Raw genomic sequence first — 26419 nt, 5'->3', positions numbered from 1 at the left:
ACCGGTTTCGAACCTGTCGCCGCCGGGCTGCGCGGTTCAGGCCGCGAGGCGCAGCAACGTGATCTTCGCCTTGCCGGTCTTTCGCTCGGCAACGATATCGAAGGCCCGCAGAGCGCCTTCTTCCTTCGCGCCGGTTTCGAGCGCGACCCAGGTCGCCGGCCCGATCCAGCCGAGCCGCGCGAGCCGGTCGAGCGCGACATGGCCGGCACCCGTATCGTAGGGCGGATCGAGGAAGATCAAATCGTGCGCCGTCTTGGCAGGGCTGAGGCTGAGCACGGAACCTTGCTGGACCACGCTGCGTGCACGTGCGTCGAGCGTCTCGATATTCTTGCGGATGGCCTCCACCGCGCGCGCATCCTGTTCGACGAACAGGCAGGATGCAGCACCGCGCGACAGAGCCTCCAAGCCCAGCGCGCCCGATCCGGCGAAAAGATCGACCACGCTCAGCCCGTCGAAACTGCCCACGCGGCTGGCCAGCATGTTGAACAGCGTTTCGCGCGTCCGGTCGGCAGTGGGGCGGGTCAGATCGCCCGGCGGCGCGACGAGTTTGCGGCCGCGCCAATCGCCTGCGATGATCCTCAAAGCTGGCCCCCGCGCCTGAGTTGCTTGCGGAACCGCTCGACATCGGCCTGGCGAATTTCCACTGCCTGCCCGCGCGGCAGGTCGGCCAGTTCGAACGGGCCATAGGCGGTCCGCAGCAGGCGATTCACCTGCAGGCCGAGATGTTCGAGCACGCGGCGAACTTCGCGGTTCTTGCCTTCGGTCAGCGTCATTTCGACCCAGCGATTCTTGCCCGAACCGCGCTCGAGGTCGGCCTCGATCCGGCCGTAGCGAATGCCGTCGATCTCGACGCCTTCGATCAGTTCGTCGAGTTGCGCCTGCGTGACGTCGCCAAAGGCGCGCGCGCGGTAAGTACGAGGTATGCCCGACGAGGGCAGTTCCATCGCCCGTTTCAGTTCGCCATCATTGGTCAGCATCAGCAGACCTTCGGTGGTGAAGTCGAGACGGCCGACGGGAATCACGCGGCCCGCATCCTTGGGCAAGGCGTTGCGCAGCGCGGTGTAAATGGTGGGCCGTCCGCGGGGATCGCGTTCGGCGGTGATCAGCCCCGAAGGCTTGTGGAACGCGAACAGCCGCGCCGCCTCCGCCCGGCCGACAGCCTTGCCATCGACCGTCACGCCATTGAGATTCGCCAGCTTGACTGCGGGCGTGTCGAGGACCTTGCCATCGATCGCGATCCGCCCGTCGGCGATCATGCGCTCGATTTCGCGGCGGCTGGCGACGCCGGCACGGGCGAGCAGCTTGGCGATCCGATCGCCTTCTTCTGGTAAACGGTTATCGGCCATGCGCGCGCCAATACACACAACCCCCGTCATGCGGAAGCGGTGATCGCCGCCGACCTGCTAGCGATGTGCCCGGACTACCGCGCCAAATGCGCGCGCCGGGTTCAGTTCACGGCGCGCAGCGCCTCTTCCACGGTCTCGTGATAGCGGCGGATCCCCCCTTCGAGCGTGCCGAGGGTAAGCTGCGGCACCGCGCCAGTGGCCAGCCCCTGTTGCCCGAGTTCGGCGGCGCGGAAATCCTCGCCCGCGAAGACCCCGCCGTCGAGCAGGGCCCAGCTGCGTTCCCAGTGGTTGCGGGCCTTGTCGGTCCTGGGATGTTCGGGAATGAGCATGAAATCCTCTACCAGCGTGCGATCGTGCGCCTGCGGCATCATCACCATGACATTGATGTAGTCCGGGCTGGGGATGACCAGCGCGCCGGGCAGCAGCTGATAGGCAAAGGTCACCACGCGGCGCAGCGCGGCCATGTCCTCCAGATCGACCCCGTCCATTTCCTCGAGCCGGCCCACCGCGCTGCGGGCATGCGGTCCGATCATGTCGCCGCTGGTTGCGCCGTCCTTGAAGAACGGCCCGATCGTCTGCGCATGCAGGCGGGTGACATGATAGCTTTCGAGGAAAGCATCCATGATCAGTTTCCAGTTCCCCGCCACTTCGTGCGTCTTGCGGCGGAACAGCACGTGTTCGCCCATGCCGAGCGCGTCGAAATCCTCGCCGATCTTGTCCGCGAAACCGAAATCCGCGCTGTCTGCGCAAGGGGAGAACCAGATCAGCCCACCGGTTTCGCGGCTGGGCAGTTCCACGAGGCCGTAATCGCCCTTGTCGAGCCCGGGGAAGGTATCGGGCCGCGGCAGGGCCAGCAAACGGCCGTCCACCGCATAGGTCCATGCGTGATAGGGGCACACCAGCCTTTTCGTGCACTGAACCTCATTGCCTTCGACCAGCCGCGTGCCGCGGTGCCGGCAGACGTTCAGGAAGACATGCGCCATGCCCGATGCATCGCGGGTCACCAGCAAGGGGCGCCCGGTGGCGTCATGCGGCAGCGCCATGCCGGGATCGGGCAACAGCGCCGACGGGCAGACGATCTGCGGCAGCCGGTCGTAGATCGCCGCCTTTTCTCGCTGCCAGTAATCCGGATCGGTATAGACGCTTGCGGGCACCGTGGTCGCACTACCGGCATCGCGCTGCCGACCTTCGGCGATATCCCTGGCCAGGGCCAGCATGCCACGGGTCGGGCGATGCGCGGGTTGTTTGGTGTCGACATCGCTCATGACGCCTGTTCCTCCCTCTCTCTCGCCGCTAGTGTCGCAAAAATCACGCCGAATTGGAAGGATGCCAGCGAATGGCTGCGGTCGCAGAAGACAAGAAGAAGATTTCCGCCTGGCGCGCGCTCGGCATGGCGCTGGGCAATCGCAAGACCGGCTTCATGTTGCTGTTCGGTTTTGCCAGCGGTCTGCCCTTCGCGCTGTTCCTCGGCACCCTGTTCGCTTGGCTGACCGAAGCCGAAGTCGATCTCGAGACGATGGGCATCTTCTCGCTCATCGGTTTGGCCTATGCTTTCCAGTTCCTCTGGTCGCCGCTGATCGACAAGGTGAACATACCGGTGCTGCGCCGGCTGGGACGGCGCAAGCAGTGGATCGTGCCGATGCAGCTGGTGCTGGGCGCGATCCTGATTACGATGAGCGTGCTGGAACCGCGTACCCAGCTCGGCTGGTTCAGCCTGCTGGCGGGAATCGGCGCGTTCGCCAGCGCGACACAGGATATCGCGATCAATGCGTGGCGGATCGACGTGGCCGACGAGCGCGCGACGATCGACATTCTCTCCACCGTTTACCAGATGGGCTACCGGCTGTCGTCGCTGGTGGGCGGGGCGCTCGGCCTGATCATTGCCGCGCGGATCGGCTGGCCCGAAACCTACGCGCTGATGGGGGCGATCCTGCTGGGCGTGGGCTTCATCGGCCTGTGGGCGCCCAATGCGAGCGAAAACGCCGCGGATGTGGCGACCGAAAGCGAACGGCAGGTGCGCGCGCTGCGTCATGCGGGGGAACTCGAACCCGCGATCCGCAATCGCGCGCTGGCGCTGGTCGCGCTGCTGTGGGCGGGGGCGATCGGCATCGTCCTGACGTTCATGATCATGTCGATGACCTACGCCCCCGAAGATCGGCCCAACCCGACCGAATTCACGGTCAATGTCGGCCCGTGGATCATCGTGGCAACCATCATCCTGCCCGCGCTGATCGCCGGCTGGCTCGCCTCGAAGAAGCGGCGCGGCGAACACCTGCTGACAGCCAACGAGGAACCCGCCAGCGGCGGCAATTACATCCTCGATCACCTGTACCGCGCGCTGGTGCTGCCGCTGGTCGAATTCGTGGGACGGATGGGATGGTCGCTGGTGCTGATCCTGGCGGTGGTGCTGACCTATCGTATCTGCGACGCGATCTGGGGTACTTTCGCCTATCCCTTCTATCTCGGGGAGCTCGACTACACGAATGACGACGTCGCTTTCGCGTCGAAGTTCTTCGGCGTGGGGGCGATCATCGCAGGGCTCGCGCTCGGCGGCCTGTTGCTGACCACCATCGGCCGGATGGCGACGCTGCTGATCGGCGGGATACTCGCCGCGCTGACCAACCTGCTTTACGCGGATATGGCCGTGGGCGGATATTATATGGAGGCCTTCAGCGGGGCGATCGGTTTCACCTACCTGATCGAACAGGTACCGGGCATCGGCGATGCGGACCTTGCCAAGCTCACCATCACCATCGCGTTCGAGAACCTCGCGATCGGCATAGCCGGAGCCGCCTATATCGCATGGCTCTCCTCGATCGTCTCGAAGAAGTTCAGCGCGGTGCAGTATGCGCTGCTGTCGTCGCTGACGCTGCTGGTGGGCACGCTGGGGCGCGGCGCCCTTGGCGAAATGATTGAAAACCAGGGCTATTACGACGTCTTCATCCTGACCACATGGATCGGACTGGGGGCGGCGGTGCTGGTCTGCATCGAATGGTATCGCGAAAGCCGCTCGCGTGCCAATTCGGGCGTGGTCGCGCCCGAAGCGGGGCAGGCGGTCGCCCCGGCGGAATAGCGCCGGGGCTATTCCGGCGCTTCGCCGTTGCGCCGCAGCACATCGCCAGCAAGGTAGAGCGACCCCGCGATCAGGACGGGCAACCCATCTTCGGGAATAGCCGCGAGCGCGTTCACGATATCGGGAAAGAAGCGCGCTGACGGGGCGATCGCTTCTGCCGGATGCCAATCGTGGCCCGGCACCGGGACCACGGCAAGGCTGGTGATCATGGGGGCGAGGGGATCGACCAACGCAGCCGGATCCTTCGCATCGAGCATGCCGAGCACGAGGTGCAGCTGCTGCCCGGCAAAATGCGTACCCAGCATTCGCCCGGCATCGGCATTGTGTCCGCCATCGAGCCATATTTCGCGGTGGCCTGCCAAGGGACCGGGGGCAAGGCGCTGCAGCCGGGCGGGCCAGGCCGCCTGCTCGATTCCCTGCGCGAGCGCATGGGGCGTGACCGGCAGCACATCCTGCGCGCGAAGCATGGCGATGGCGAGCGAGGCGTTCACCGCCTGATGGGCTCCGGGCAGGGACGGTAGCGGGAGCGCGAGTTCGCCTTCTGCATCGCGGTAGAAGAGGTGACGTCCTGTTTCCGCCGCCCATTCCGCGCCGCGTGCCGATAGCGGTGCCCCGGCGCGCGCGGCTGCAGCCTCGATCTGCTGCTGTGCTGCCAGCGGATAGGACAGGCATGCGAGCGGCACGCCCGCTTTGGCAATTCCGGCCTTTTCAAAGGCAATTCGCGCCACCGGATCGCTGGGTACACCGTCTTCCGGTGCCAGCAGGAAGCGTTCATGGTCGATCCCCAGCGCCGCGATCCCGCATGCGGCAAGGACGGCTGTCTCCAGAACATTGGTTGCATCGTAGCGTCCGCCCAGTCCGACTTCGACAACGCAGGCATCGGCCGGGATGCGGGCGAACTCCAGGAACGCTGCGGCTATGGTGACTTCGAAAAAGCTGGGCCCGAGATCTTCGCCCGCGTCGAGCACTTCGGACAGGAGGGAGGCAAGCCGTTCATCGCCGATTAGCTTGCCCGCCAGGCGGATACGCTCGTTGTAACGCACCAAATGCGGGCTGGTGGTGACGTGGACCGAATAGCCTTGCGCCTCGAGCATTGCGCGCAGGAACGCACAGGTCGATCCCTTGCCGTTGGTGCCTGCGACATGGAACACCGGTGGCAGAGCACGGTGCGGATTGCCCAGCCGGTCGAGCAGGGCGCGCACGGTTTCGAGACCCAGCCTGCCATCGGGAACGGAAAGGCGCCCCAGCCGGTCGAGCTGTGCCTGGACTCGGGGATGATCGGAGCGGGCGAAGTCCCGCATGGCGCAGGTCAGGCGGCCTTGGCGGGGGCCAGGTAATCGAGCAGTGTCGCCAAAGTGTCTTTCAGCTCGTGACGATGCACCACCATGTCGACCATGCCGTGCTTGTGCAGGTACTCGGCGCGCTGAAACCCATCGGGCAATTGTTCGCGGATCGTGTCCTGGATCACGCGCTGGCCGGCAAAGCCGATCAGCGCGCCGGGTTCAGCGATATGCACGTCGCCCAGCATCGCATAGCTGGCAGTGACACCGCCCGTGGTCGGGTCGGTCAGCACGACGATATAGGGCAGCTTGGCTTCCTTCAGACGCCGCGTCATCACCGTTGCCTTGGGCATTTGCATGAGGCTGAGGATGCCTTCCTGCATGCGTGCGCCGCCCGCTGCGGTAACGACGATATAGGGGCAGTGCCGCGACAGCGCGCGTTCGGCGCCCTGGCAGAAGGCGGTGCCCACTGCCATGCCCATCGATCCGCCCATGAAGCCGAAATCCTGCACGCCGACGACCGCGGGCTTGCCCTCGATTGCACCCGAACCGACAAGGAAGGCGTCCTTGTGCGGGCTCTTGGCGCGCGCCTTCTTCAGCCGGTCGGTGTATTTCGCCGTGTCGCGGAACTTGAGCGGGTCTTCCTTCACATCGGGGATGGGAAGGACCTCGAACCCTTCGTCGAGCAGCTGCCGCAGCCGTTCGTCGGCACCGATCCGGCCATGGTGGCCGCAGCGCGGGCAGACATAGGAATTGTCCTCGTATTCCTGCGCGAAGACCATCTGCTGGCAGCTGGGGCACTTGACCCACAGGTCTTTTTCCGTGCTGCGCTTGGACAGCGAGGTGATCGAATTGCGGACGCGGGTGAACCAGTTCATGCGCTGAGCCTATAGTCAGGTTGTCACAAAGCTCAAATAGTCAGCGCACCGCCGGAGCGTCATCCCTGCGCAGGGGCGACGAACTAGCGGGCTGATCGCACCGCTTCGGCAAGCGATGAAGCCAAGGTGCGCAACTTCGCCGGAGCGTCGTCGCCATGTTCGGCGACCAGTTCGACCAGCGCCGAACCCACCACGACTCCATCGGCCACGCGTGCGATCTCGCTCGCCTGCTCGGGTGTGCGTACACCGAAGCCGACCGCGACCGGAATGTCGGTCGATCGCTTGATGCGCGAGACATTGGCCTCGATCAACTCGATCGCCGCCTGCTGCATGCCCGTGATGCCCGCGACTGCGACGTAATAAAGGAAGCCCTCGCTGCCTTGGATCACGGCGGGAAGGCGCTTGGCGTCGGTGGTCGGCGTGGCCAGGCGGATGGGGGCGATTTCCGCAGCACGCAGCGCCGGACCAAGCGCGTCATCTTCCTCCGGCGGGATGTCGACGCAGATCACTCCGTCGATGCCCGCTTCCTTGGCCGCGGCCGCGAACCAGTCGGGCCCGCGGCGAATCATCGGGTTGGCATAGCCCATCAGCACCAGCGGAACATCGGGATGACGCTGGCGAAATGCGGTAGCGATGGCGAGCACGTCGGCCGTCGTCGTTCCGACGCCCAGCGACCGGATATTGGCCGCTTGGATCGCGGGGCCATCCGCCATCGGATCGGTGAAGGGCATGCCCAGCTCGATCACATCCGCACCGCCCGCGACCAAGGCGTCGAGATTGGCAGCGGTGTCCCCGTCGCCGGCAGTCAGGAAGCAGACGAGCGCGGGGTGGGGCTTGGCGAAGGCGGAGGCGAGGCGGGTCAAATGTCCACTCCCAGCTTCTCGGCCACGGTGAAGATATCCTTGTCGCCGCGCCCGCACAGATTGGCCAGGATGATGCTGTCCCGCGGCATTTCCTTCGCACGCTTCGCCACTGCCGATATGGCGTGGCTCGGCTCCAGCGCGGGAATGATTCCCTCGGTGCGGCAGAGCAGCTGGAACGCCTCCAGCGCTTCGTCATCGGTCACCGCAGTGTATTCGACGCGGCCTGAATCCTTGAGCCACGCATGCTCGGGACCGATGCCGGGATAGTCGAGCCCGGCGCTGATCGAGTGACCTTCGGTAATCTGGCCGTCCTCGTCCTGCAGCAGATAGGTCTTGTTGCCGTGAAGTACGCCGGGGAAACCGCCGAGCAGGCTTGCCGCGTGTTCGTTGCCATCGAGCCCGTGACCCGCCGCCTCGACGCCCAGCAGCTTGACCTCGGCGTCGTCGAGGAAGGGGTGGAACAGGCCCAGCGCGTTCGAACCGCCACCGATGCAGGCCACGGCCAGGTCGGGCAATCGTCCGATCCTCTCGAGCATCTGCGCCCGCGCCTCCTTGCCGATGATGCTCTGGAAGTCGCGCACCATCTCGGGATAGGGATGCGGTCCGGCGGCCGTGCCGATGATGTAGAAGGTGTCATGGACGTTCGCGACCCAGTCGCGCAGCCCTTCGTTCATTGCGTCCTTCAGCGTCCCGCGCCCGCTGGTGACGGGCACGATTTCCGCACCGAGCAGCTTCATGCGGAAGACGTTGGGCGATTGGCGCCGCACGTCTTCGGCACCCATGTAGATCACGCAGGGCAGGCCGAAGCGTGCGCAGACCGTTGCGGTGGCGACGCCGTGCTGCCCCGCGCCGGTTTCCGCGATGATGCGAGTCTTGCCCATCCGGATGGCGAGCAGGATTTGCCCGATGCAATTGTTGATCTTGTGCGCGCCGGTGTGATTGAGTTCGTCGCGCTTGAACCAGACCTGCGCGCCGTGGCCCTCGGGCGAACCGGCGCGCAGCGCCTCGGTCAGCCGTTCGGCAAAATAGAGCGGCGAGGGGCGGCCGACGTAATGTTCGAGCAAATCGTCGAATTCGCGCTGGAATTCCGGATCGGCCTGCGCCTTGCGGTATTCACGCTCGAGATCGAGCACCAGCGGCATCAGCGTTTCGGCGACATAGCGTCCGCCGAAGTCGCCGAAATGGCCGCGCTCGTCGGGCTGGTTGCGATAGGAATTGGGATTGGTTTCGGTCATCGCGCTCCCCATGCCGTCCGCAGCAGGCGAAGTCGAGACAGCTTTGCTTTTTCACGAGGCATGAGGACTGCGGTTTGGCAGCCACGGGCCGCAGATCAGGCGGCGAGCGCGGCCCGGCAGAAATCGGCGATACGCTGCGGATCCTTCACTCCCGGTGCGCTTTCAACACCGCTCGAGGTATCGACCAGCGGCGCACCGGTCGCGCGGATCGCTTCGGCGACATTGCCCGCCGTGAGGCCACCTGCCAGCGCCCAGTCGATCTTGTGGCGGTGCCCGGAAAGCAAGGACCAGTCGAAAGCCGTGCCATTGCCGCCGGGCAGTGCTTTGGCCGGTGCGTCGAACAGCAGGCGGTCGACCTTGCCGATGTATTTCTCGCTCCGGGTCAGCGTGCCAGCGTCCTTCAGCCCGACCGCTTTCCACACCTCATAGGGCAGGCTGCGACGGATACCGCCAATCCATTGCGGTGTCTCATTGCCGTGGAACTGGACCACGTCGGGCTGGATCGCGTTGAGGGCGCGTCCGGTGGTTTCGGGATCGGCATTGACCAGCAGCAGCACCGCCTTGGCCTTGCCCCGGGCCTGCTCGCGCAGTTCGCGGGCCAGATCGAGCGCGACATGGCGGGGCGAGGGTTGGTAATGAACCAGCCCGATATGCGTCGCGCCCGCGGCAAGCGCTGCATCTACCGTTTCGGGCGTCGAAAGCCCGCAGATCTTGATCTGGACCGCCATGGCGAAACCTACAGCGTGGCTTCGATGGCGCGGGCGGCCTGCGCCGGATCGTCGGCCCGGCTGATCGGGCGTCCGATGACCAGCACGCTGGCACCATCATCGCGCGCCTTGCGCGGGGTGACGACGCGCTTCTGGTCGCCGGTGCCGCTGCCCGCGGGGCGCAATCCTGGGACGACGAAAAACCCGTCCTTCCACTGGTCGTGGACCGATTTCACTTCCTGGCCCGAACAGACGATCCCGTCGAGACCGGCGCGGTGCGCAAGATCGGCAAGGCGCAGCACCTGATCGTGCGCGCTGCCTTCGATCCCCGTGCTCGCCAGATCGCGATCGTCCATGCTGGTCAACATGGTCACGGCAACGACCTTGGTGTGTTCGCCTGCGGCGGCCTTGGCATCCTCGAGCATGGCGCGCCCGCCGCTGGCATGCACGGTGACGATGCGCGGCTCCAGCACATGGATGGCCTGCATCGCGCCCGCGACGGTATTGGGGATGTCGTGGAACTTCAGGTCGAGGAAGATCGGCAATCCGAGCTGGCCGACCAGATGAACCCCGTGCGCGCCATGCGCGCAGAAGAATTCGAGGCCCAGCTTCACCCCGCCGACATGGCCCTTGACCTTCCGGATCAGGTCGAGGCCGTCCTGCAGATGCGGGAGGTCGAGCGCGAGATAGATCGGATTGGTCATGCGGGCTTCGCAGGATCTGTGTCGACGGGGTCGACGGGATTGGCCGGTTCGGGCGGCGGGTTGTGTACCGGAGGCTCGGGCGTAGGAGCAGGCGCGGGCTGGACGGTTGCCGAAGCATCGGGAGCGGGCGTGGCCGCGCCGAACCGGCTGGTCGCCGCCTCCAGCGCATTGATGCGTCGCGTCGCGCGCCACTTGCTCGCCCGGTGCACGAGCCACATCGGGATCAGCCCCAGCAGGAACGAGACCACTACCAGCGCGGGCAGCTTGGTTTCGAGCACGAGGTTCGACCAAATCTGAACCTCAACCGGCTTCCAGTTGAAAAAGCTGAATGCGAGCAGCGAAAACAGCAGCAGGACCCAGCCGATGGTGCGCACGATTTGCATGGAATGTAGCCCTCTTTCGTCTTGGCGTGGGATGCTAGGCCGGGACCCGTCCCGCGTCTAGCCGAAGACCCGCGCGAAGATCGTGTCGACATGCTTGAAGTGGTATTCGAGATCGAACTTCTCTTCGAGCTGCTCCACACCCAGCGCGGCGGTAACCTCCTCGTCGCGCTTGAGCAGATCGAGCAGCGTCAGCTGGCCATCAGAATTCCCACACCTTCATCGCGTTGCGCTGGACGAGGCGGTAGGCATCCTCGCGGCTGACCCCGTTCTGCGTCAGCGCCAGCAGCACGCGCTGCGAATGGATCAACCCGCCCATGCGGTCCATGTTCGCCTGCATGCGCTCGGGATAGACCAGCAGCTTGTCGACCACGCCGGTCAGCCGCGCTAGCGCGAAATCGAGCGTGATGCAGGCATCGGGACCGATGAACCGCTCGACCGAGGAATGCGAGATATCGCGTTCGTGCCACAGCGCGACGTTTTCCAGCGCGGGCAGGGCATAGGCGCGGATCATGCGCGCCTGGCCGGTAAGGTTCTCGGTCAGGATCGGGTTGCGCTTGTGCGGCATCGCGCTCGACCCCTTCTGGCCGGGCGAGAAATACTCTTCCGCCTCGAGCACTTCGGTGCGTTGGAGATGGCGGACTTCGACCGCCAAGCGCTCGATCGAACCGGCGATAACCGCCAGCGTCGAGAAGAACATGGCGTGGCGATCGCGCGGGATGACTTGCGTCGAGACGGGCTCCACCGTCAGGCCGAGCTTGTCGGCAACATGCTCTTCCACCTGCGGGTCGATGTTGGCGAAAGTGCCGACAGCGCCCGATATGGCGCAGGTCGCGATTTCCGCGCGCGCCGCGACCAGGCGGGTCTTGCAGCGGTCGAACTCGGCATAGGCCTGCGCCAGCTTGAGCCCGAAGGTCACCGGTTCGGCATGGATGCCATGGCTGCGCCCGATGGTGGGCGTGTATTTGTGTTCCTCGGCGCGGCGCTTGATCGCCTCGAGCAGGCCGTCGAGATCGGCCAGCAGGATATCGGCAGAGCGTGCCAGCTGGACCGCCAGCGTCGTGTCGAGCACGTCGCTGCTGGTCATGCCCTGGTGCATGAAGCGCGCTTCGTCGCCGACATTCTCGGCCACCCAGGTAAGGAAGGCGATGACATCGTGCTTGGTGACCGCCTCAATCGCATCGATCGCCTCGACATCGATTTTGGGATCGGTTGCCCACCAGTCCCACAGCGCCTTGGCCGCGCTCGGCGGGACCACGCCCAGTTCACCCAGCTTTTCGGTCGCATGCGCTTCGATCTCGAACCAGATGCGATATTTCGCTTCGGGCTCCCACAGGGCAGTCATTTCGGGACGGGCGTAGCGGGGGACCATATAAGAGCTCCGATTGCGGGTCAGGCGGGATTCGCGGCTGCGCGGCGGCTAGGCCGAGCCGGCAGAATTGGCAAGGTTTGCCCCCGGGGGGGCCGTCCTGAACAGATCAGAGGAGGCCCTTGGCGCGCAGCGAGACGTTGCCTTCGCGCCCGATGATGACGTGGTCGTGGACGGTGACCCCCAGCAGGCGGCCTGCTTCCGCGATCCGCGCGGTAATGGTGATATCGGCGCGGCTGGGTTCGGGATTCCCGCTGGGGTGGTTGTGGACGAGGATCAGCGCCGTCGCGCCCACATCGAAGGCCTTGCGGATGACCTCGCGGGGATGGATGGCGGCTTCGTCGATCGACCCTTCGCTGAGGAGATGATCCAGGATCAGCCGGTTCCGGGTGTCGAGATAGAGCCCGCGCACCCGTTCATGCGTCAGATGCGCCATGTCGATGTTGAGATAGTCGAGCAGCGCTTGCCAGCTACCCAGCACCGGGCGGTTCTGCACCGCACCGCGCGCTATGCGCCGCGCCGCCAGCGCATTGGCGTGCAATGCCGCAACGCTGGCATCGCCCATGCCCTTGACCTGGCGCAGCGCCTGCGGATCGGCCGTGAGCACCGCGGCGAAAGACCCGAAGTGTGCGATCAATGCCTTGGCGAGCGGTTTCGTATCGCCCTGGCGGATGGCAGCGAACAGCAGGAATTCGAGCAGTTCGTAATCGGCCAGTGCTTCAGCACCGCCGTCGAGCAACCGTTGGCGCAAGCGTTGTCGATGGCCGGTACCGGCATGGCCCGCCGAATTTTTTGGATCTCCCGGCAACCGATCCCCCACATCCCGCGTTTGAGGCACTTGCATTGCCTTTAGCAGGCATATCGCGCAAGTGTGGGATCGATGGAGCGGGCCGCGAGCGACAATGACATGACGGCCGACGATTCCGTCAGGCGATCCCGCTGGCGCCGCAAGCGCTGGGCGGCGCTGCTGGTCGTGCTGGGAGCGCTGCTACTGGCTGGCCTCGGCCTATGGCTGTCGCGCGAACGGATCGTCGACGACATCATTCGCGACCAGCTCGAGGCCTATGATATCCCGGGCAGCTACACGATCGAGCGGATCGGCGGGACCACGCAGATACTGTCCGACGTCGTGCTCGGAGATCCTGACAATCCCGACTTCACCGCCGAGCGGCTGGTGGTCACCCTGCGCCACCGGTTCGGCATTCCGGAAATCGGTGGCGTGGTGCTGGTCAAGCCGCGCCTTTATGCCAGCTACCGCGATGGCGAACTGAGCCTCGGGCGGCTCGATCCGCTGGTGTTCGGTGGGGACGACAGTCCGGCGAGCCTGCCCAATCTGAATTTCGAAGTCCGCGACGGCCGCGCGCTGCTGGCGACCGACTACGGGCCGGTCGGCATCAAGCTGGCGGGTTCCGGACTTCTCAGCCATGGCTGGCAGGGATCGATCGCGGCGATCGCCCCCGAGCTCGCGACTGCGAGCTGCGGTATCGAGAATGCCACCGCCTTCGGCAAGCTCACCTCGGTATCGGGCGAGCCGCAGTTCGCAGGACCCGTCCGCTTTGCGGCGCTCACCTGCGAGGAAAGCGGCCTTGCGCTCGACGACTACGCGATGGAGCTGAGCGTCGTTGCCGATACGGCGCTGGCCAATCCCGCGATCGAAGCACGGCTCGAGGGGGGAGAAACCAGGTTCGGCGAACAGTCCGCCGCAGCCTTGCTGGGCACGGTCCGCGCCCAGATCCGCGACCGGCTGACGACCGCCAGGTTCACGCTCGCCGCGCGCGGGGTCGATACACCGCAGGCGCTTGCCGCAGTGCTCACCGCCGAAGGGCAAATGCGGGCAACCGACGGCTTCGACCACGTCCAGCTCGACAGCAATCTGGAAGGCAACGGGCTAAGGCTGGGCCGCTCCACGATTGCAGCGATCCAGTCGCTGGCGCAGACCGGGGAGGGCACGCTGGTTGCGCCGCTGACCGGCAAGCTGGCGGCAGCGCTTCAGCGCGAAGCCCGCGGCAGCGCGCTCGATGCCGATATACGCCTGCGGATCGATCCAGCTGGCTATTCGCTGCTGGCGCCGCGCGCCGAATTGCGCGGTGGTAGCGGGGCGCGGCTCGTATCGCTTTCACGCGTCGAGATTGCTGCACCGGATGGCGAAGCCCCTTACGTTGCGGGGAACATCGCAACCGGCGGCGCGAACATGCCGCGGATCAGCGGTCGGATGGAGCGCAGCGAATCGGGTGGCTCGATATTCCGCCTGGCGATGGAGCGATATGCCGCGGGCGACAGCGCTCTCGCCGTCCCCCAGGTCGTCATTGCGCAGGGGCCGGGCGGCGCCCTCGGATTCTCTGGCCGGGTGCTCGCAAGCGGACCGCTGCCGGGCGGCTCGGCGACGAACCTCCTGCTGCCGCTCGAAGGCCGCTACGCGGGCGGGCAACTGGCGCTGTGGCGTTCCTGCATGGACGTTGCGTTCGACCGGCTTCAGCTCGCCGACCTCACGTTCGAAAAGCGCGGGGTCACACTGTGCCCGGCACGGGGACGCCCCATTCTCTCAAGCGGGCCCGGCGGCCTGCACATAGCCGCCGGCACCAGCGGGCTCGATCTCGAGGGATCGTTGGGGGAAACCCCGATACGGATTGCCACCGGTCCGATCGGGTTCGGCTATCCCGGCGTAATGACCGCCCGCGAAATCGATGTATCGCTGGGCCCGGTCGAGACCGCCAGCCGGTTCCGCATTTCCGACTTGGACGCGCGGATCGGGCAGGACATCGCCGGAACGTTCAGCGATGCGGATATCGCGATTGCGGCCGTCCCGCTCGATCTGATGCAGGCGAGAGGGCAGTGGCGCTTCGCCGATGGAAGCCTGGCGATCGAGGAAGGCGTGTTCACGCTGGTCGATCGCGACGAATCGCCCCGGTTCGAACCGCTTATGGCGCGCAATGCCACGCTGACACTGGCCGAGAATGTCATCGACGCGCAAGCACTGCTGAGGAATCCGGCAAGCGAACGCGTGGTGACCGCGGTCGATCTGCGCCATGATCTTGGAACCGGTGCGGGCTGGGCGGACCTCGACGTGCCCGGTGTCCGGTTCGATGAAGACTTGCAGCCCGAACAGATATCGCAGCTGGCCAAGGGGGTGATCGCCAATACCCGGGGAGTGGTCACGGGCACCGGACGTATCGACTGGGCCGCAAACGGGACCGTGACCAGTACCGGGCGTTTCTCCAGCGACGATCTCGATTTCGCGGCTGCGTTCGGACCGGTGAAGGGCGCGGCGGGGACGGTCGAGTTCACCGACCTGCTCAACCTTACGACCGCACCCGACCAGACGATCCGCGTTGCCTCGGTCAATCCGGGGATCGAAGTCTTCGATGGCGAGGTCGGGTTCGAGTTGCGCAATGGCGAAGTGCTGGCGGTATCGGGCGGATCGTGGCCCTTCATGGGCGGCGAATTGCTGCTCCGCGATGTCGATCTGACGCTGGGGATCAGCGAGGAGCGGCGCTACATCTTCGAAATCGTCGGGCTCGAAGCTGGCACCTTCGTGACCGCGATGGAGCTCGAAAACATCTCCGCAACGGGGCTGTTCGACGGAACGGTTCCAATCGTGTTCGATGAACGCGGCGACGGGCGGATCGACACCGGGGTACTGATTTCGCGGCCCCCGGGCGGCACCGTCTCCTATGTCGGCGACCTGACCTATGAAGACCTCTCACCGATTGCCAATTTCGCCTTCGATGCCCTGAAAAGCCTCGATTATTCGCAGATGCGGATCGTGATGGAAGGCCCCCTGACGGGCGAAATCGTGACCCGTGTGCGTTTCGACGGCGTGCGCCAGGGCGACGCGGCCCGGTCCAATTTCGTCACGCGGCGCCTGGCGGCACTGCCGCTGCAGTTCCGCATCAATGTGCGGGCGCAGTTCTACCAGCTGCTGACCAACCTCAAGTCGCTTTACGATCCCGCATCGGTGCGCGACCCGCGCGAACTGGGCCTGCTGTCCGACGACGGCACGCGCCTGCTGCGGCGCTCGATCACCGGCGAGGAAGCCGAACCCGATATCGACCCGGACGACATCGTGCCGGATGAAGAACCCATTCAGGAGCAGGAAAGCGAGTGAGGGCTATGAACGACCCCAAATTGACCGGGAGGGTGGCTGCCGCCATGCTCGCCACAGTCGCGCTCGGTGGTTGCATTACCGTCAATGCACCCGAGGAGCCGATCGTGATCGAGCTGAACGTCAACATCCGCCAGGAAGTGATCTACCGCCTCGCCGAAGACGCGGGCAATACGATCGAAGACAATGCGGATATCTTCTGATGGGTGAGGTTATGAACAAGCTAACGAAATCGGTTCTCGCTGCGGCGGCCCTGGCGACTGCGCTGGGCGGCATCGCGTCCCCGGCATTCGCTCAGCGCGATCCCGCCTATGCCTCGGCGCGTGCCGCCGGGCAGGTGGGCGAGCGGATGGACGGATATCTCGGCATCGTCGTGGCGGAGACCCCGGCGCTGCGCCGCATCGTCAACGACATCAACATCAAGCGCCGTGCGGTCTATTCCGAACGCGCCAAGGCAACCAATGCCACGATCGAGGAATATGCGCTGACTGCCGGGTGCCAGGCCATCCTCGCAACAGCAGTTGGCGAGAAATACCAGGCGCCCGACGGCAGCTGGCAGACGCGCACTTCGGCCGCTCCCCTGCGCGACCCGCGCTGTCCCTGACCCTTAGGCCCGACCGCCGGTTGGGCGGATTTGTGAACGCCGGCGGGCTATGCTGCCCGGCCTGTTTCGATTTTCCCGACCTTGGATGCACAGCACGCGCCGGTCCGTGTTGACTCGCCAACACCCCCCTTCTAAGGGGGCGACGCCCTCGGCGGGCAAGTCCGTGCCCGTGCCGCGCAACCCCCTTAAAGGAGCAAGGCATGAGCAACGACGAACCCGCACGGGAACCTGTTAAGGAGGATGCGCGGATCGACGCGCTGGAGGCGCGGCTTGCAGCCGCGCAGCAGCGCGAAGAGGAACGCAACCGTCCTCAGGCTTCGGGTGCCGATGCGAATTATCGCAGCGGAAACCGGGTCCTGGCGGATCTTCTTGGCGGGCTCCTTGGCGGTGCGGTGATCGGTTATGCCATCGGCTTCTTTACCGATACCAACCCGTGGGGTCTGTTGGTCGGGCTGTTCCTCGGAATAGTCGTGGCCTTCAGGAACGTTATCCGCGCGGCAAACCGGCGCCCCGGTGAATAATCCCCGAACCGAGGGGGTTACGGGGTGTTCGTTACAGGATTTAGGGACGTAAGAGACGTGGCAGCCGAACAGGCCAAAGTCGACCCGATGTACCAGTTCACGATCGAGCCGCTTGCCGGTTCGGGCGGCTGGGAAATCGCAGGCTACAACATTGCCTTCACCAACAGCGCGCTGTGGATGCTGATCACCACGGTGGTCCTGTTCCTCTTCGTGCTCGGCGGGATGAAGCGCGAACTCGTGCCCGGACGCTGGCAGATGGTCGTCGAATCCTTCACCGGGTTCATCGACGATATGCTCGAAGCGAACATCGGCAAGGAAGGGCGCAAGTATGTGCCCTATGTCTTCAGCCTGTTCATGTTCATCCTTTTCGCCAACCTGCTCGGCCTGATGCCGCTGGGCGTGTTCGGCCTGCACCCGTTCACCTTCACCAGCCACTTCACCGTCACCGGCGTGTTGGCGATCATCAGCTTCTCGATCGTGCTGCTGGTGGGTTTCTGGAAGCACGGGTTGCACTTCTTCTCGCTCTTCGTGCCCGAAGGCACGCCGCTGCCGATGATCCCCATTCTTGCACCGATCGAGTTCATCTCCTTCATGGTGCGCCCGTTCAGCCTTGGCCTGCGTCTGTTCGTGGCCATGATGGCCGGACACGTTCTGCTCGAAGTGCTGTCGAGCTTCGTGATCGACGGGACCAATGCCGGCGCCACCTTCGGCCTGATGGTCGGTTTGCCCAGCTTTATCCTGATGATCGGCATCTGCGCGCTCGAACTGCTCGTAGCCGGCATTCAGGCTTATGTTTTCGCCCTTTTGACGTCGCTGTACATCAACGACGCCGAGAACCTTCACTAATCGTTTTAATTTAGCGTTTTTCCAAAGGAGTTTGAAATGGAAGCTGAAGCTGCAAAGCTGCTCGGAGCCGGTCTCGCCGCTGTTGGTGCCGGTCTTGCCTCGCTGGGTGTCGGCAATGTCTTCGCCAAGTATCTCGAAGGCGCACTGCGTAACCCCGGCGCCGCCGACGGTCAGCAGGGCCGCCTGTTCATCGGCTTCGCCGCTGCCGAACTTCTCGGCCTGCTGGCGTTCGTCGTCGCGATGATCCTGATCTTCGTCGCCTAAGCACGACCACCGATATTGCACCGGCCGGATATGCGTCCGGCCGGTGCCGTGATTTTACCGTACCCGCCTTTCGAGAGCTGACATGCCCCAGATCGCACAGCTTGCCGAAACATGGTCCAGCCAGGTCTTCTGGCTGCTGGTCTTTTTCGGCATCACTTTCTTCGTCATCGGCCGCGGCATGGTGCCGAAGGTGATGGAAACCGTCGCCCAGCGTGACAGCCAGATCGCCGCCGACCTCGGCGCGGCCAAGGCCGCGCGCGATGCAGCCGACGAGCAGGAAGAGGCCTGGCGGGTCCGCGAGAACGAAAACCGCGCCGCGGCGCAGGCGATCGTGGCCAAGGCCAAGGACGAAGCTGCCGCCAAGTCCGAAAAGAAGCTCACGGCGGCGCAGACCCGTCTGGACAAGAAGCTGGCCGAAGCCGAAGACCGTATTGCCGAGGCACGCACGGCGGCGCTGACCGAAGTCGAGGCAGTCGCTGCCGAAGCGGCTCAGGACATCGTCAGCCGTCTGGCCGGTGTAAAGGTGACCAAGCCGGTTGCCACCAAGGCGGTCAAGGAGGCGATGACTCATGGCTAATCCCGTAACCGGAGCGCCCGAAGTGTTCGCCACCGAAGCTGCCCAGACCCTGGTCGAGAATGGCAATGGCGGCGCACCGGTCCACGTCGAGCCCGAATTGTGGGGGCTTGCGCCCTTCCAGATCGTCTCGATCTCGATGCTGGTCCTGCTCCTGTTCGCCTTTTTCGGCGCCAAGGTTCACAAAAAGCTGGCCGGCGGGATCGACGGCAAGATCGCTGCGATCAAGGAACAGCTCGAAGAAGCCAAGCAGCTGCGTGCCGAAGCCGAGACGCTGCGCGAGGAATATGCGCGGAAGATCGCCGGGGCCGAAAAGGACGCCGAAGCGATGCTGGCCAATGCCCGTCATGAAGCCGACGCGATCCTCGAGAAGGCCGAAGCCGACAGCAAGGACATGGTCGAGCGCCGCAAGCGGATGGCGGAAGACAAGATCGCCGCTGCCGAACGCGAGGCAGTGGCCGACGTGCGCAACCGCGCGGTCAGCGTGGCGACGGCGGCAAGCCGGTCGCTGATTTCCGACAAGCACGATGCCGAAGCGGACAGGCTGATGGCCGACAAGGTCATCGCCGGGATCTGATTCCGCGCGCGGCACCCCGGCATTCGAGAGGGCGGTCCTGCGGGGCCGCCCTTTTCGTATGTGCTGCGTCTCGGAGGAGGCGCCGGAGCCTGGGGCGGTGCCAGTGCCAGCGGGAGGCTACGGTTCGAGGAGCAGCTTGCCGACGATGTCGCCGCGCTCCATCCGTTCGAAGGCTTCGCGCCATGAGGTTAGCGGCAGCGTGCAGTCGACATGCGGCGCAATCCGTCCCTCGCTTGCCAGCGTGTCGATCGCGCGGGCGACATGCTCGCCGCGCTCGGGAAACCGCCTCGCATATTCGCCGGCGCGGACGCCCACTACCGAGAACCCCTTGATCAGCGGGATATTGACCGCGATTTCGGGAATCCGCCCGGAGACGAAGCCGATCACCAGCAGCTTCCCGCCGAAGGTCACGCAGCGCGTGCTTTCATCGAAAACGTCTCCGCCCACCGGGTCGAACACGAGATCGCACAACCGGCCATCGGTCATCCGGGCAATGTTTTCGCGGAACCGCCCGGTATTGAGGATGGCAGCGTCGGGGCGGGCGACGGCGCGCAGCATCTCGAGCTTGTCCTTGCGGTGCGTTGCCGCGATGACCCTGCCGCCCAGCGCGCGCGCGAGGTCGCAGGCGGCAAGACCCACGCCCCCGCTTGCCCCATGCACCAGCACGGTCTGCCCGGGCTGCAAGCCGCCGATTTCCACCAGCGCGACATAGGCAGTGTGATAGGCCGCGCCCATTGCCGCCGCAGCAGGGAAATCCATTCCTTCCGGCATATGGCGCAGCGCGGACGCGGGGAGCGCGACGTATTCCGCGAACGCGCCGGTCTTGGCCCCTCCGCGCACCCGGTCGCCTACGGCAAAGCCGCTGCCGGGCGCCGCTTCCACGACCTCGCCGGACATTTCCAATCCCGCGATGAAGGGCGGTTCGGGTTTGAACTGATAGTCCCCGCGCGTCATCAGCAGGTCGGGATAGTTGAGCGAGGCCGCGCGCATGCGCACCACGACCTCGCCCCGGGGCCGTTCCACCTCGGCAAGTTCGACGCCCGACAGGTCGGGCGAAAGCGCGGTGACGAGGACGGCTTTCATTGCGGTCAGAAACTGTCCTTGGCGGCGCGCAGGGCGGCGAAGGTCTCCGCCGGGATGGTCCCGCCCCAGCGATCGCGCAGCGCGTCCGCATCCGCCCGCAGGAAGGGGTTGGTGGCCAGTTCGCGCGACAGCACGGTCGGCACGGTGGGTTCGCCCTTGGCGCGCTGTTCGTCGATGCGCGCGGCATAGAGCGCCAGATCGGCATTGTCCGGATCGGCATGCAGCGCGAACTTGGCATTCGCCTGCGTATATTCATGCGCGCAATAGAGCAGCGTGTCGGCGGGCAACTGGCGGATCCGGTCTAGACTGTTCCAGAACTGCTCGGCTTCGCCTTCGAACATGCGGCCGCAGCCGAGCGCGAAGACGCTGTCGCCGACGAAGGCCATGTCCGCTTCGGCGATGTGATAGGCGATATGGCCGTTGGTGTGGCCCGAGACATCGATCACGCGTGCCTGCCAGTCGCCCAGCATCACGCTGTCGCCATTGCCGACCACGCGGTCGATCCGGCTCAACTTGTCGACTTCCTGCGGGGCGATGACGGTGGCTCCGGTCGCATCCACGATCGCCGCATTGCCGCCCGCATGGTCGGGATGCCAGTGCGTGTTCCAGATCTGCGTGATCTGCCAGCCCTTGGCGCTGGCCTGTTTCAGATATTCCGCTCCGTCGGGAGTATCGATCGCCGCGGTTTCGCCGCTGGCGGGATCATGCAGCAGGAAACCGTAATTGTCGGACAGGCACGGGAATTGGTGAACTTCGAGCATGACGGGGAACCTAGGCGGGTTCCCCCGTATAGGAAAGGCCCGCTTGCGGATCTCGCAAGCGGGCCTTCCTGTGTTCGTCATCCCGGCGCAAACCGGGATCGCTGACGGCACCGCCGGACTTGTCGCCCATGATCCCGGATCAGGTCCGGGATGCCGGTGCGGCAGGCGCCCGCCGCGCGGGCGCCAACCTGTTACCGTCAGTCGTCCTTCTTCTTCAGCGCTTCGCCGAGGATGTCGCCGAGCGAGGCACCCGAGTCGGACGAACCGAACTGCTGGACCGCTTCCTTCTCTTCGGCGATCTGACGCGCCTTGATCGAGAAGTTGGGCTTCTTCGAACGATCGAAGCCGGTGACCATCGCGTCGACCTTGCTGCCGACCTGGAAGCGCTCGGGGCGCTGCTCGTCGCGGTCGCGGCCGAGATCGCTCCGCTTGATGAAGCCGGTCGCGCCGTCTTCGCCAACCTGCACTTCGAGGCCGCCATCGCGAACCTCGAGGATCGAGACGGTGACGGTTTCGCCCTTGCGGACCGAACCGGCGGCACCGGCCTCGGTCGGTGCACCCTTTTCGAGCTGCTTCATGCCGAGGCTGATGCGCTCCTTGTCGGTGTCGACATCGAGGACGACGGCTTCAACCTGCTCGCCCTTGCGGTGCAGTGCCAGGGCGTCTTCACCCGAGATGCCCCAAGCGATGTCCGACATGTGGACCATGCCGTCGACGTCGCCGTCGAGACCGATGAACAGGCCGAATTCGGTGGCGTTCTTGACTTCGCCTTCGACCTTCGAGCCGACCGGGTGCTTGTCCGCGAACTCTTCCCACGGATTGCGCTGGGCCTGCTTGAGGCCGAGGCTGATGCGACGCTTCTCGCTGTCGACTTCGAGGACCATGACTTCGACTTCCTGCGAGGTCGAGACGATCTTGCCCGGGTGGACGTTCTTCTTGGTCCAGCTCATTTCCGAAACGTGGACCAGGCCTTCGATGCCCGGTTCGATTTCGACGAAGGCGCCGTATTCGGTGATGTTGGTCACGGTACCGGTCATCTTCATGCCGACCGGGTACTTCGCGGCAACGCCATCCCACGGATCGCTTTCCAGCTGCTTCATGCCGAGGCTGATGCGCTGGGTTTCTTCGTTGATGCGGATGATCTGGACGGTCACGGTAGCGCCGATCTCGATCATTTCGCTGGGGTGGTTGACCCGCTTGTAGCTCATGTCGGTGACGTGCAGCAGGCCGTCGATACCGCCAAGGTCGACGAAGGCGCCGTAATCGGTGATGTTCTTGACCACGCCGTCGATCACCTGGCCTTCGGCCAGCTTGTCGATCAGTTCGCTGCGCTGTTCGGCGCGGGTTTCTTCAAGCACGGCGCGGCGCGACACGACGATGTTGCCGCGGCGGCGATCCATCTTGAGGATCTGGAAGGGCTGGGCCATGTCCATCAGCGGAGTGACGTCGCGCACGGGGCGGATGTCGACCTGGCTGCCGGGCAGGAAGGCCACGGCACCGTCGAGGTCGACGGTGAAGCCGCCCTTGACGCGGCCGAAGATGCGGCCTTCGACGCGCTTGCCTTCGCCGAATTCGTTTTCGAGCTTGTCCCAGGCGGCTTCGCGGCGGGCGCGGTCGCGGCTGAGCATCGCTTCGCCTTCGGCGTTTTCGACGCGGTCGACATAGACTTCGACTTCATCGCCGACGCCGGGCGCGGTTTCGGTTTCGGAGCGCTGGAATTCCTTGAGATCGACGCGGCCTTCGCTTTTGAGGCCGACATCGATGTGCGCCATGCCGTTTTCGATGGCAGTGACGGTGCCCTTGACGACGCGGCCTTCGAAGCCGCCGTCATCGGCGCCACCGAGCTGCTCGTCGAGCATGGCCGCGAAATCGTCGCGGGTGGGATTGGCTGAAGTTGCCATGTGTGAGTAGTCCTAACTTACGTTTGCTACCGGCCACCGGTTTTCCCGGGGTCTTTACCCGTCTCTGCGCACGATTGCGCAGGCCAACGGGGCAAGAGGGCCGCTGTACTCCCGCGAGGCCGGATGCCGCCGCGGAAGTCCTTTCAATCGGGGATTGAGAGAACGGGCGCGCGCCTAGGCGAAACGGGCGCGAAAGGCAAGCGAATTGCGGGCCGCTGCCGATAGACATGGACCGCATGTTACACGGTCCGGAGCAAAAACCGGTGCTGGCGCTCCGCTTCGTGCAAACGGCGGGATTCCGCAGGGTCGATAGCAAGGGGAGGGGCATCGCTGGCACCATGCGCCGGCCCGGGCCATGTAGGAAAGCGCCCCGCGCGCCGCTTCCCGGGACCGCTCAGCCGATAGCCTGCTCGACAGCCTCGATCGCCGCGGCGACGGCTTCGTCCTTGTCGAGGTCGCTGGTGTCGATCACCATGGCATCGGGGGCCGGTACCAGCGGCGCGACGGCGCGGTTGCGGTCGCGTTCGTCGCGGCGCCGCAAATCGTCCTGGATCTCGAGCAGGTTCACGCCCGCGCCGCGTTCGCGCATTTCGAGGAAGCGGCGCTGCGCGCGCGCCTCGACGCTGGCGGTGACGAACAGCTTGGCCTGCGCCTCGGGCGCGATCACCGTGCCGATGTCGCGCCCGTCGAGCACGGCGCCGGTGTCGCGCGTGGCGAAGCTGCGCTGGCGGTCGAACAGCGCCTGCCGCACCGCCGGGTGAACCGACACGCGGCTTGCCAATCCGCCGGTCTGCTCATCGCGCAATGCGGGATCGCCGAGCAGAGTATCGGGAAAGGCGGTGGCGGCGAGCGCATCGCCGGCGTCGTCCGGGTCGCCGCCGTCGAGGAAGACCTGCCGGCCGACTGCGCGATAGAGCAGCCCGGTATCGAGATGGGGCAGGCCGAAATGGGCTGCCAGGGCCTTGGCGATCGTGCCTTTCCCGCTGGCAGTCGGTCCGTCTACGGCAATGATCATGCTTCGCGTTCCTGTGTCTTGCGCGTGCCCCGCACGGCCTTGGCGATGCCGAAGATCGCGATGGCGGCCCAGAATCCCTCGAGCACGAGGCTCGGCCAATTGGTATGCACCAGCAGCGAGACGGTAAGCAGCGCTGCCCCCATGAGATTGGTGCCATGCAGAACGAACGGGTTGGGCGCATCCTTGATGGTCAGATAGCCATAGGCGCCGATGATGCAGGCGGTGCCGACGAAACCGACCCAGCTGGCCCAGTCGAGCCCGGTCATGCCGCGGCCTCCGCGATCAGATCGATGAAATTGGGGAAGCTGGTGGCGATCGGTTCGGCGCTGTCGATGGCGACGCTGTCGCCGCTGGCGAGCCCTGCGACCGCCATGCTCATCGCGATGCGGTGGTCGAGATGCGTGGTAACCGGACCGCCGCCGGGCAGCGGCGTGCCGCCCGAGCCCGTTATGGTCAGCCCGTCGTCGCTTTCCTCGACCTTTGCCCCGGCCAGGCGCAGCGCGGCCGCCATGGCGGAGAGGCGGTCGCTTTCCTTGACGCGCAATTCCTCCAATCCGCGGGTGATGGTGGTGCCGCGCGCCAGCGCTGCGGCCACGAACAGAACGGGAAATTCGTCGATCATGCTGGGAGCGATCGCCGGGTCGACTGCAATCCCTTCGAGGACCGCGTGGCGTACACGCAGATCGGCCACCGGCTCGCCGCCGACCTCGCGCTCGTCGATGAATGCGATATCCGCGCCCATCTGCCGCAGCACGCGGAAGATGCCATCGCGCGTGGGATTGAGGCCGACGTTCTCGATCACCAGGTCGCTGCCGGGCACGATGCTGGCGGCGACGGCAAAGAACGCCGCCGAGGATGGATCGCCCGGCACTTCGATATCGCAGGGGTGCAAATCGGCGGGGCCGTGGATGCGGATGATCCGCGCGCCATCATCCTCTTCCACGCTCAGTTCGGCACCGAAGCCGCGCAGCATACGTTCGGTATGGTCGCGTGTGGCGACCGGTTCGATCACGCTGGTGATGCCGGGCGTGTTGAGGCCCGCCAGCAGCACCGCGCTCTTGACCTGCGCGCTGGCGACCGGGAGGCGGTATTCGATCGGTACGGCGGGCTGGAGGCCTTCCATCATCAGCGGCAAGGTGCCGCCGGGGGAGGGAGTGAAGCTGGCCCCCATCTGCGACAGCGGATCGATCACCCGGCCCATCGGGCGCTTCGACAGGCTGGCATCGCCGGTAAAGGCGGCGGTGATGCCATGGCTGGCGACAAGCCCCATCAGCAGCCGCGTCGAGGTGCCCGAATTACCCATGTCCAGCGCCTCGCCGGGCTGCAGCAGCCCGCCGACGCCGACCCCGTCGACCACCCAGTCGGACCCGTCGCGATCGATCCGCGCGCCCATTGCACGCAGCGCGGCGGCAGTGGCCAGCACGTCTTCGCCCTCGAGCAGGCCCGAAATGCGGCTGCGGCCCACGGCCAACGCCCCGAACATGAGTGCGCGGTGGCTGATCGACTTGTCGCCGGGGACGCGGATGCGCCCGGTCAGCGGGCCGGAAGGAAAGAAGGTATGGGCGGTCAAGCGATTGTCCCGTATGACGCTGGTGGCGGAACGCCGCGCTTTGACAGTGGCAATGCGTTCTGGCAAGGCGCGCGCGCTGTTGATTCCTGCATGGCAGGTTCCCATCAATACGATTACGAATTCACGGCCCCGGGCGTAACGGCTGGGGCGGCACACTCAAGGATTACACATGGTCAAACCGGAATGGGGCACCAAGCGGACGTGCCCGAACTGCGGCACCCGCTTCTACGATCTGAACAAGGACGAACCCGTCACCTGCATCGAATGCGGTGAGGAATGGTCGCCCGAACCCGTGCTCAAGTCGAAGCAGCCGATCCTTGCCGAGGAAGAAAGCAAGACGAAGAAGGACGCCGAGGCGGACAGCGATCTGGGCGGCGATGACGACGATGACGATCTCGACATCGATATCGACGAGGACAGCGATTCTCCCGACAATGAAGTCGACCTCGGCGGTGACGACGACCTCGGCGTCGAAACCAAGTCCAAGGGCGACGACGACAACGTCGACGAAAGCTGATTTTTTCTCTTGCGTTGCGCGGGGCGGCCCCATAAAGGGCTGCCTCCGCAAGGCTGGCGCACCTCCCAGGGGGCGCCATGAAAAATGGCTCGGGGCCTTAGCTCAGCTGGGAGAGCGCTACAATGGCATTGTAGAGGTCAGCGGTTCGATCCCGCTAGGCTCCACCATTTTCCGCAATGCGGGCCGGATATGTTGGTAGCAGGCCGCGACGACGGTTGCGGCTTGCTTCCACCACACCCGGGCAGACAG

27 protein-coding genes, 1 tRNA gene and 1 pseudogene are annotated in these 26419 nt (G+C 65.3%); 11 read left to right on the top strand and 18 right to left on the bottom strand.

The annotated features are described in order from the left end of the window. Window positions 1–36 precede the first annotated feature (36 nt). The 3 genes from rsmD to SJY12_RS04230 form a co-directional block, all read right to left on the bottom strand. Entirely contained in the window at window positions 37–582 is a 546-nt protein-coding gene (rsmD, locus tag SJY12_RS04240) for a 16S rRNA (guanine(966)-N(2))-methyltransferase RsmD (RefSeq protein WP_397506093.1), read from the bottom strand. Continuing rightward, window positions 579–1346, bottom strand: coding sequence for a pseudouridine synthase (locus SJY12_RS04235; protein ID WP_348345324.1), 768 nt, complete (start codon window positions 1344–1346; stop codon window positions 579–581). The genes rsmD and SJY12_RS04235 overlap by 4 nt, the downstream gene beginning before the upstream one ends. Before the next feature lie 101 nt (window positions 1347–1447). Further along, window positions 1448–2611 (bottom strand): aromatic ring-hydroxylating dioxygenase subunit alpha, encoded by a 1164-nt coding sequence (locus SJY12_RS04230; RefSeq protein ID WP_397506092.1) that lies wholly within the window; start codon window positions 2609–2611, stop codon window positions 1448–1450. Between the two features lie 71 nt (window positions 2612–2682). Between SJY12_RS04230 and SJY12_RS04225 the strand changes: the two genes are divergently transcribed. Next, on the top strand, window positions 2683–4419 hold the full coding sequence (locus SJY12_RS04225) for an AmpG family muropeptide MFS transporter (protein WP_397506091.1): 1737 nt from the start codon (window positions 2683–2685) through the stop codon (window positions 4417–4419). Window positions 4420–4427: 8 nt separating this feature from the next. Here the strand turns inward: SJY12_RS04225 and SJY12_RS04220 are convergent, their stop codons facing one another. From SJY12_RS04220 to radC, 9 genes and pseudogenes are all read right to left on the bottom strand, one after another. After that, a complete protein-coding gene (locus SJY12_RS04220; RefSeq protein ID WP_397506090.1) occupies window positions 4428–5720 on the bottom strand; it encodes a bifunctional folylpolyglutamate synthase/dihydrofolate synthase in 1293 nt (430 codons plus the stop codon). 8 nt (window positions 5721–5728) lie between these two features. After that, window positions 5729–6577 (bottom strand): acetyl-CoA carboxylase, carboxyltransferase subunit beta, encoded by an 849-nt coding sequence (gene accD / locus SJY12_RS04215; protein WP_050601079.1) that lies wholly within the window; start codon window positions 6575–6577, stop codon window positions 5729–5731. 83 nt (window positions 6578–6660) lie between these two features. After that, complete coding sequence (gene trpA, locus SJY12_RS04210; protein ID WP_397506089.1) at window positions 6661–7440, bottom strand: tryptophan synthase subunit alpha; 780 nt, start codon at window positions 7438–7440, stop codon at window positions 6661–6663. Next, window positions 7437–8675, bottom strand: coding sequence for a tryptophan synthase subunit beta (gene trpB, locus SJY12_RS04205; RefSeq protein WP_063512238.1), 1239 nt, complete (start codon window positions 8673–8675; stop codon window positions 7437–7439). The genes trpA and trpB overlap by 4 nt, the downstream gene beginning before the upstream one ends. A gap of 95 nt (window positions 8676–8770) precedes the next feature. Then, a complete protein-coding gene (locus SJY12_RS04200; protein WP_050601081.1) occupies window positions 8771–9403 on the bottom strand; it encodes a phosphoribosylanthranilate isomerase in 633 nt (210 codons plus the stop codon). An 8-nt stretch (window positions 9404–9411) separates the two neighbouring features. Further along, window positions 9412–10086 (bottom strand): orotidine-5'-phosphate decarboxylase, encoded by a 675-nt coding sequence (gene pyrF, locus SJY12_RS04195; protein WP_050601082.1) that lies wholly within the window; start codon window positions 10084–10086, stop codon window positions 9412–9414. Then, window positions 10083–10469 (bottom strand): DUF1049 domain-containing protein, encoded by a 387-nt coding sequence (locus tag SJY12_RS04190; RefSeq protein ID WP_063512236.1) that lies wholly within the window; start codon window positions 10467–10469, stop codon window positions 10083–10085. The genes pyrF and SJY12_RS04190 overlap by 4 nt, the downstream gene beginning before the upstream one ends. 57 nt (window positions 10470–10526) lie before the next feature. Then, window positions 10527–11838, bottom strand: a pseudogene (purB, locus tag SJY12_RS04185) (adenylosuccinate lyase). Window positions 11839–11944: 106 nt separating this feature from the next. Continuing rightward, window positions 11945–12679, bottom strand: coding sequence for a DNA repair protein RadC (radC, locus tag SJY12_RS04180; protein WP_397506088.1), 735 nt, complete (start codon window positions 12677–12679; stop codon window positions 11945–11947). A gap of 36 nt (window positions 12680–12715) precedes the next feature. Between radC and SJY12_RS04175 the strand changes: the two genes are divergently transcribed. From SJY12_RS04175 to SJY12_RS04140, 8 genes are all read left to right on the top strand, one after another. Further along, window positions 12716–15940, top strand: coding sequence for a YdbH domain-containing protein (locus SJY12_RS04175; protein WP_397506087.1), 3225 nt, complete (start codon window positions 12716–12718; stop codon window positions 15938–15940). 5 nt (window positions 15941–15945) lie between these two features. Then, entirely contained in the window at window positions 15946–16140 is a 195-nt protein-coding gene (locus tag SJY12_RS04170) for a YnbE family lipoprotein (protein WP_050601086.1), read from the top strand. Window positions 16141–16151: 11 nt separating this feature from the next. Beyond that, the gene (locus tag SJY12_RS04165) at window positions 16152–16541 is read left to right on the top strand and encodes a YdbL family protein (protein ID WP_082835713.1); all 390 of its coding nucleotides are present in this window, start codon (window positions 16152–16154) and stop codon (window positions 16539–16541) included. Window positions 16542–16741: 200 nt separating this feature from the next. After that, the gene (locus SJY12_RS04160; RefSeq protein ID WP_063505957.1) at window positions 16742–17062 is read left to right on the top strand and encodes an AtpZ/AtpI family protein; all 321 of its coding nucleotides are present in this window, start codon (window positions 16742–16744) and stop codon (window positions 17060–17062) included. A 57-nt stretch (window positions 17063–17119) separates the two neighbouring features. Continuing rightward, window positions 17120–17908, top strand: a complete 789-nt coding sequence (locus SJY12_RS04155) for a F0F1 ATP synthase subunit A (protein ID WP_255357767.1) — start codon at window positions 17120–17122, stop codon at window positions 17906–17908. Window positions 17909–17944: 36 nt separating this feature from the next. After that, entirely contained in the window at window positions 17945–18172 is a 228-nt protein-coding gene (locus tag SJY12_RS04150) for a F0F1 ATP synthase subunit C (RefSeq protein ID WP_050601089.1), read from the top strand. A gap of 82 nt (window positions 18173–18254) precedes the next feature. Further along, on the top strand, window positions 18255–18749 hold the full coding sequence (locus SJY12_RS04145) for an ATPase (protein WP_397506086.1): 495 nt from the start codon (window positions 18255–18257) through the stop codon (window positions 18747–18749). Then, window positions 18742–19323, top strand: coding sequence for a hypothetical protein (locus SJY12_RS04140; RefSeq protein ID WP_063505958.1), 582 nt, complete (start codon window positions 18742–18744; stop codon window positions 19321–19323). Before SJY12_RS04145 ends, SJY12_RS04140 begins: the two co-directional genes overlap by 8 nt. Before the next feature lie 117 nt (window positions 19324–19440). Here the strand turns inward: SJY12_RS04140 and SJY12_RS04135 are convergent, their stop codons facing one another. From SJY12_RS04135 to aroA, 6 genes are all read right to left on the bottom strand, one after another. Then, window positions 19441–20406 carry an NADPH:quinone oxidoreductase family protein gene (locus tag SJY12_RS04135; RefSeq protein ID WP_397506085.1) on the bottom strand — a complete coding sequence of 322 codons (966 nt, stop codon included), beginning with the start codon at window positions 20404–20406 and terminating at the stop codon, window positions 19441–19443. Between the two features lie 5 nt (window positions 20407–20411). Then, window positions 20412–21167 (bottom strand): hydroxyacylglutathione hydrolase, encoded by a 756-nt coding sequence (gloB, locus tag SJY12_RS04130; RefSeq protein ID WP_397506084.1) that lies wholly within the window; start codon window positions 21165–21167, stop codon window positions 20412–20414. Window positions 21168–21364: 197 nt separating this feature from the next. Further along, complete coding sequence (gene rpsA / locus SJY12_RS04125) at window positions 21365–23068, bottom strand: 30S ribosomal protein S1 (protein ID WP_050601094.1); 1704 nt, start codon at window positions 23066–23068, stop codon at window positions 21365–21367. Window positions 23069–23462: 394 nt separating this feature from the next. After that, entirely contained in the window at window positions 23463–24083 is a 621-nt protein-coding gene (locus SJY12_RS04120; RefSeq protein ID WP_160766673.1) for a d(CMP) kinase, read from the bottom strand. After that, on the bottom strand, window positions 24080–24349 hold the full coding sequence (locus SJY12_RS04115) for a hypothetical protein (RefSeq protein WP_050601096.1): 270 nt from the start codon (window positions 24347–24349) through the stop codon (window positions 24080–24082). The genes SJY12_RS04120 and SJY12_RS04115 overlap by 4 nt, the downstream gene beginning before the upstream one ends. Further along, entirely contained in the window at window positions 24346–25668 is a 1323-nt protein-coding gene (aroA, locus tag SJY12_RS04110; RefSeq protein WP_397506644.1) for a 3-phosphoshikimate 1-carboxyvinyltransferase, read from the bottom strand. The genes SJY12_RS04115 and aroA overlap by 4 nt, the downstream gene beginning before the upstream one ends. Before the next feature lie 154 nt (window positions 25669–25822). Here aroA and SJY12_RS04105 point away from each other — a divergent pair, with 154 nt between their 5' ends. Both SJY12_RS04105 and SJY12_RS04100 read left to right on the top strand, forming a co-directional pair. Next, entirely contained in the window at window positions 25823–26170 is a 348-nt protein-coding gene (locus SJY12_RS04105; RefSeq protein WP_397506083.1) for a TIGR02300 family protein, read from the top strand. A gap of 91 nt (window positions 26171–26261) precedes the next feature. Further along, window positions 26262–26337, top strand: a tRNA-Ala gene (locus tag SJY12_RS04100). Window positions 26338–26419: the final 82 nt, after the last annotated feature.

Origin of the sequence: Qipengyuania sp. R86523 (assembly GCF_044596365.1) — a bacterium.
GTDB lineage: Bacteria > Pseudomonadota > Alphaproteobacteria > Sphingomonadales > Sphingomonadaceae > Qipengyuania > Qipengyuania citrea.
Note: the sequence above shows the minus strand (reverse complement) of the source record. Positions and strands in the feature narration are given on the sequence as shown.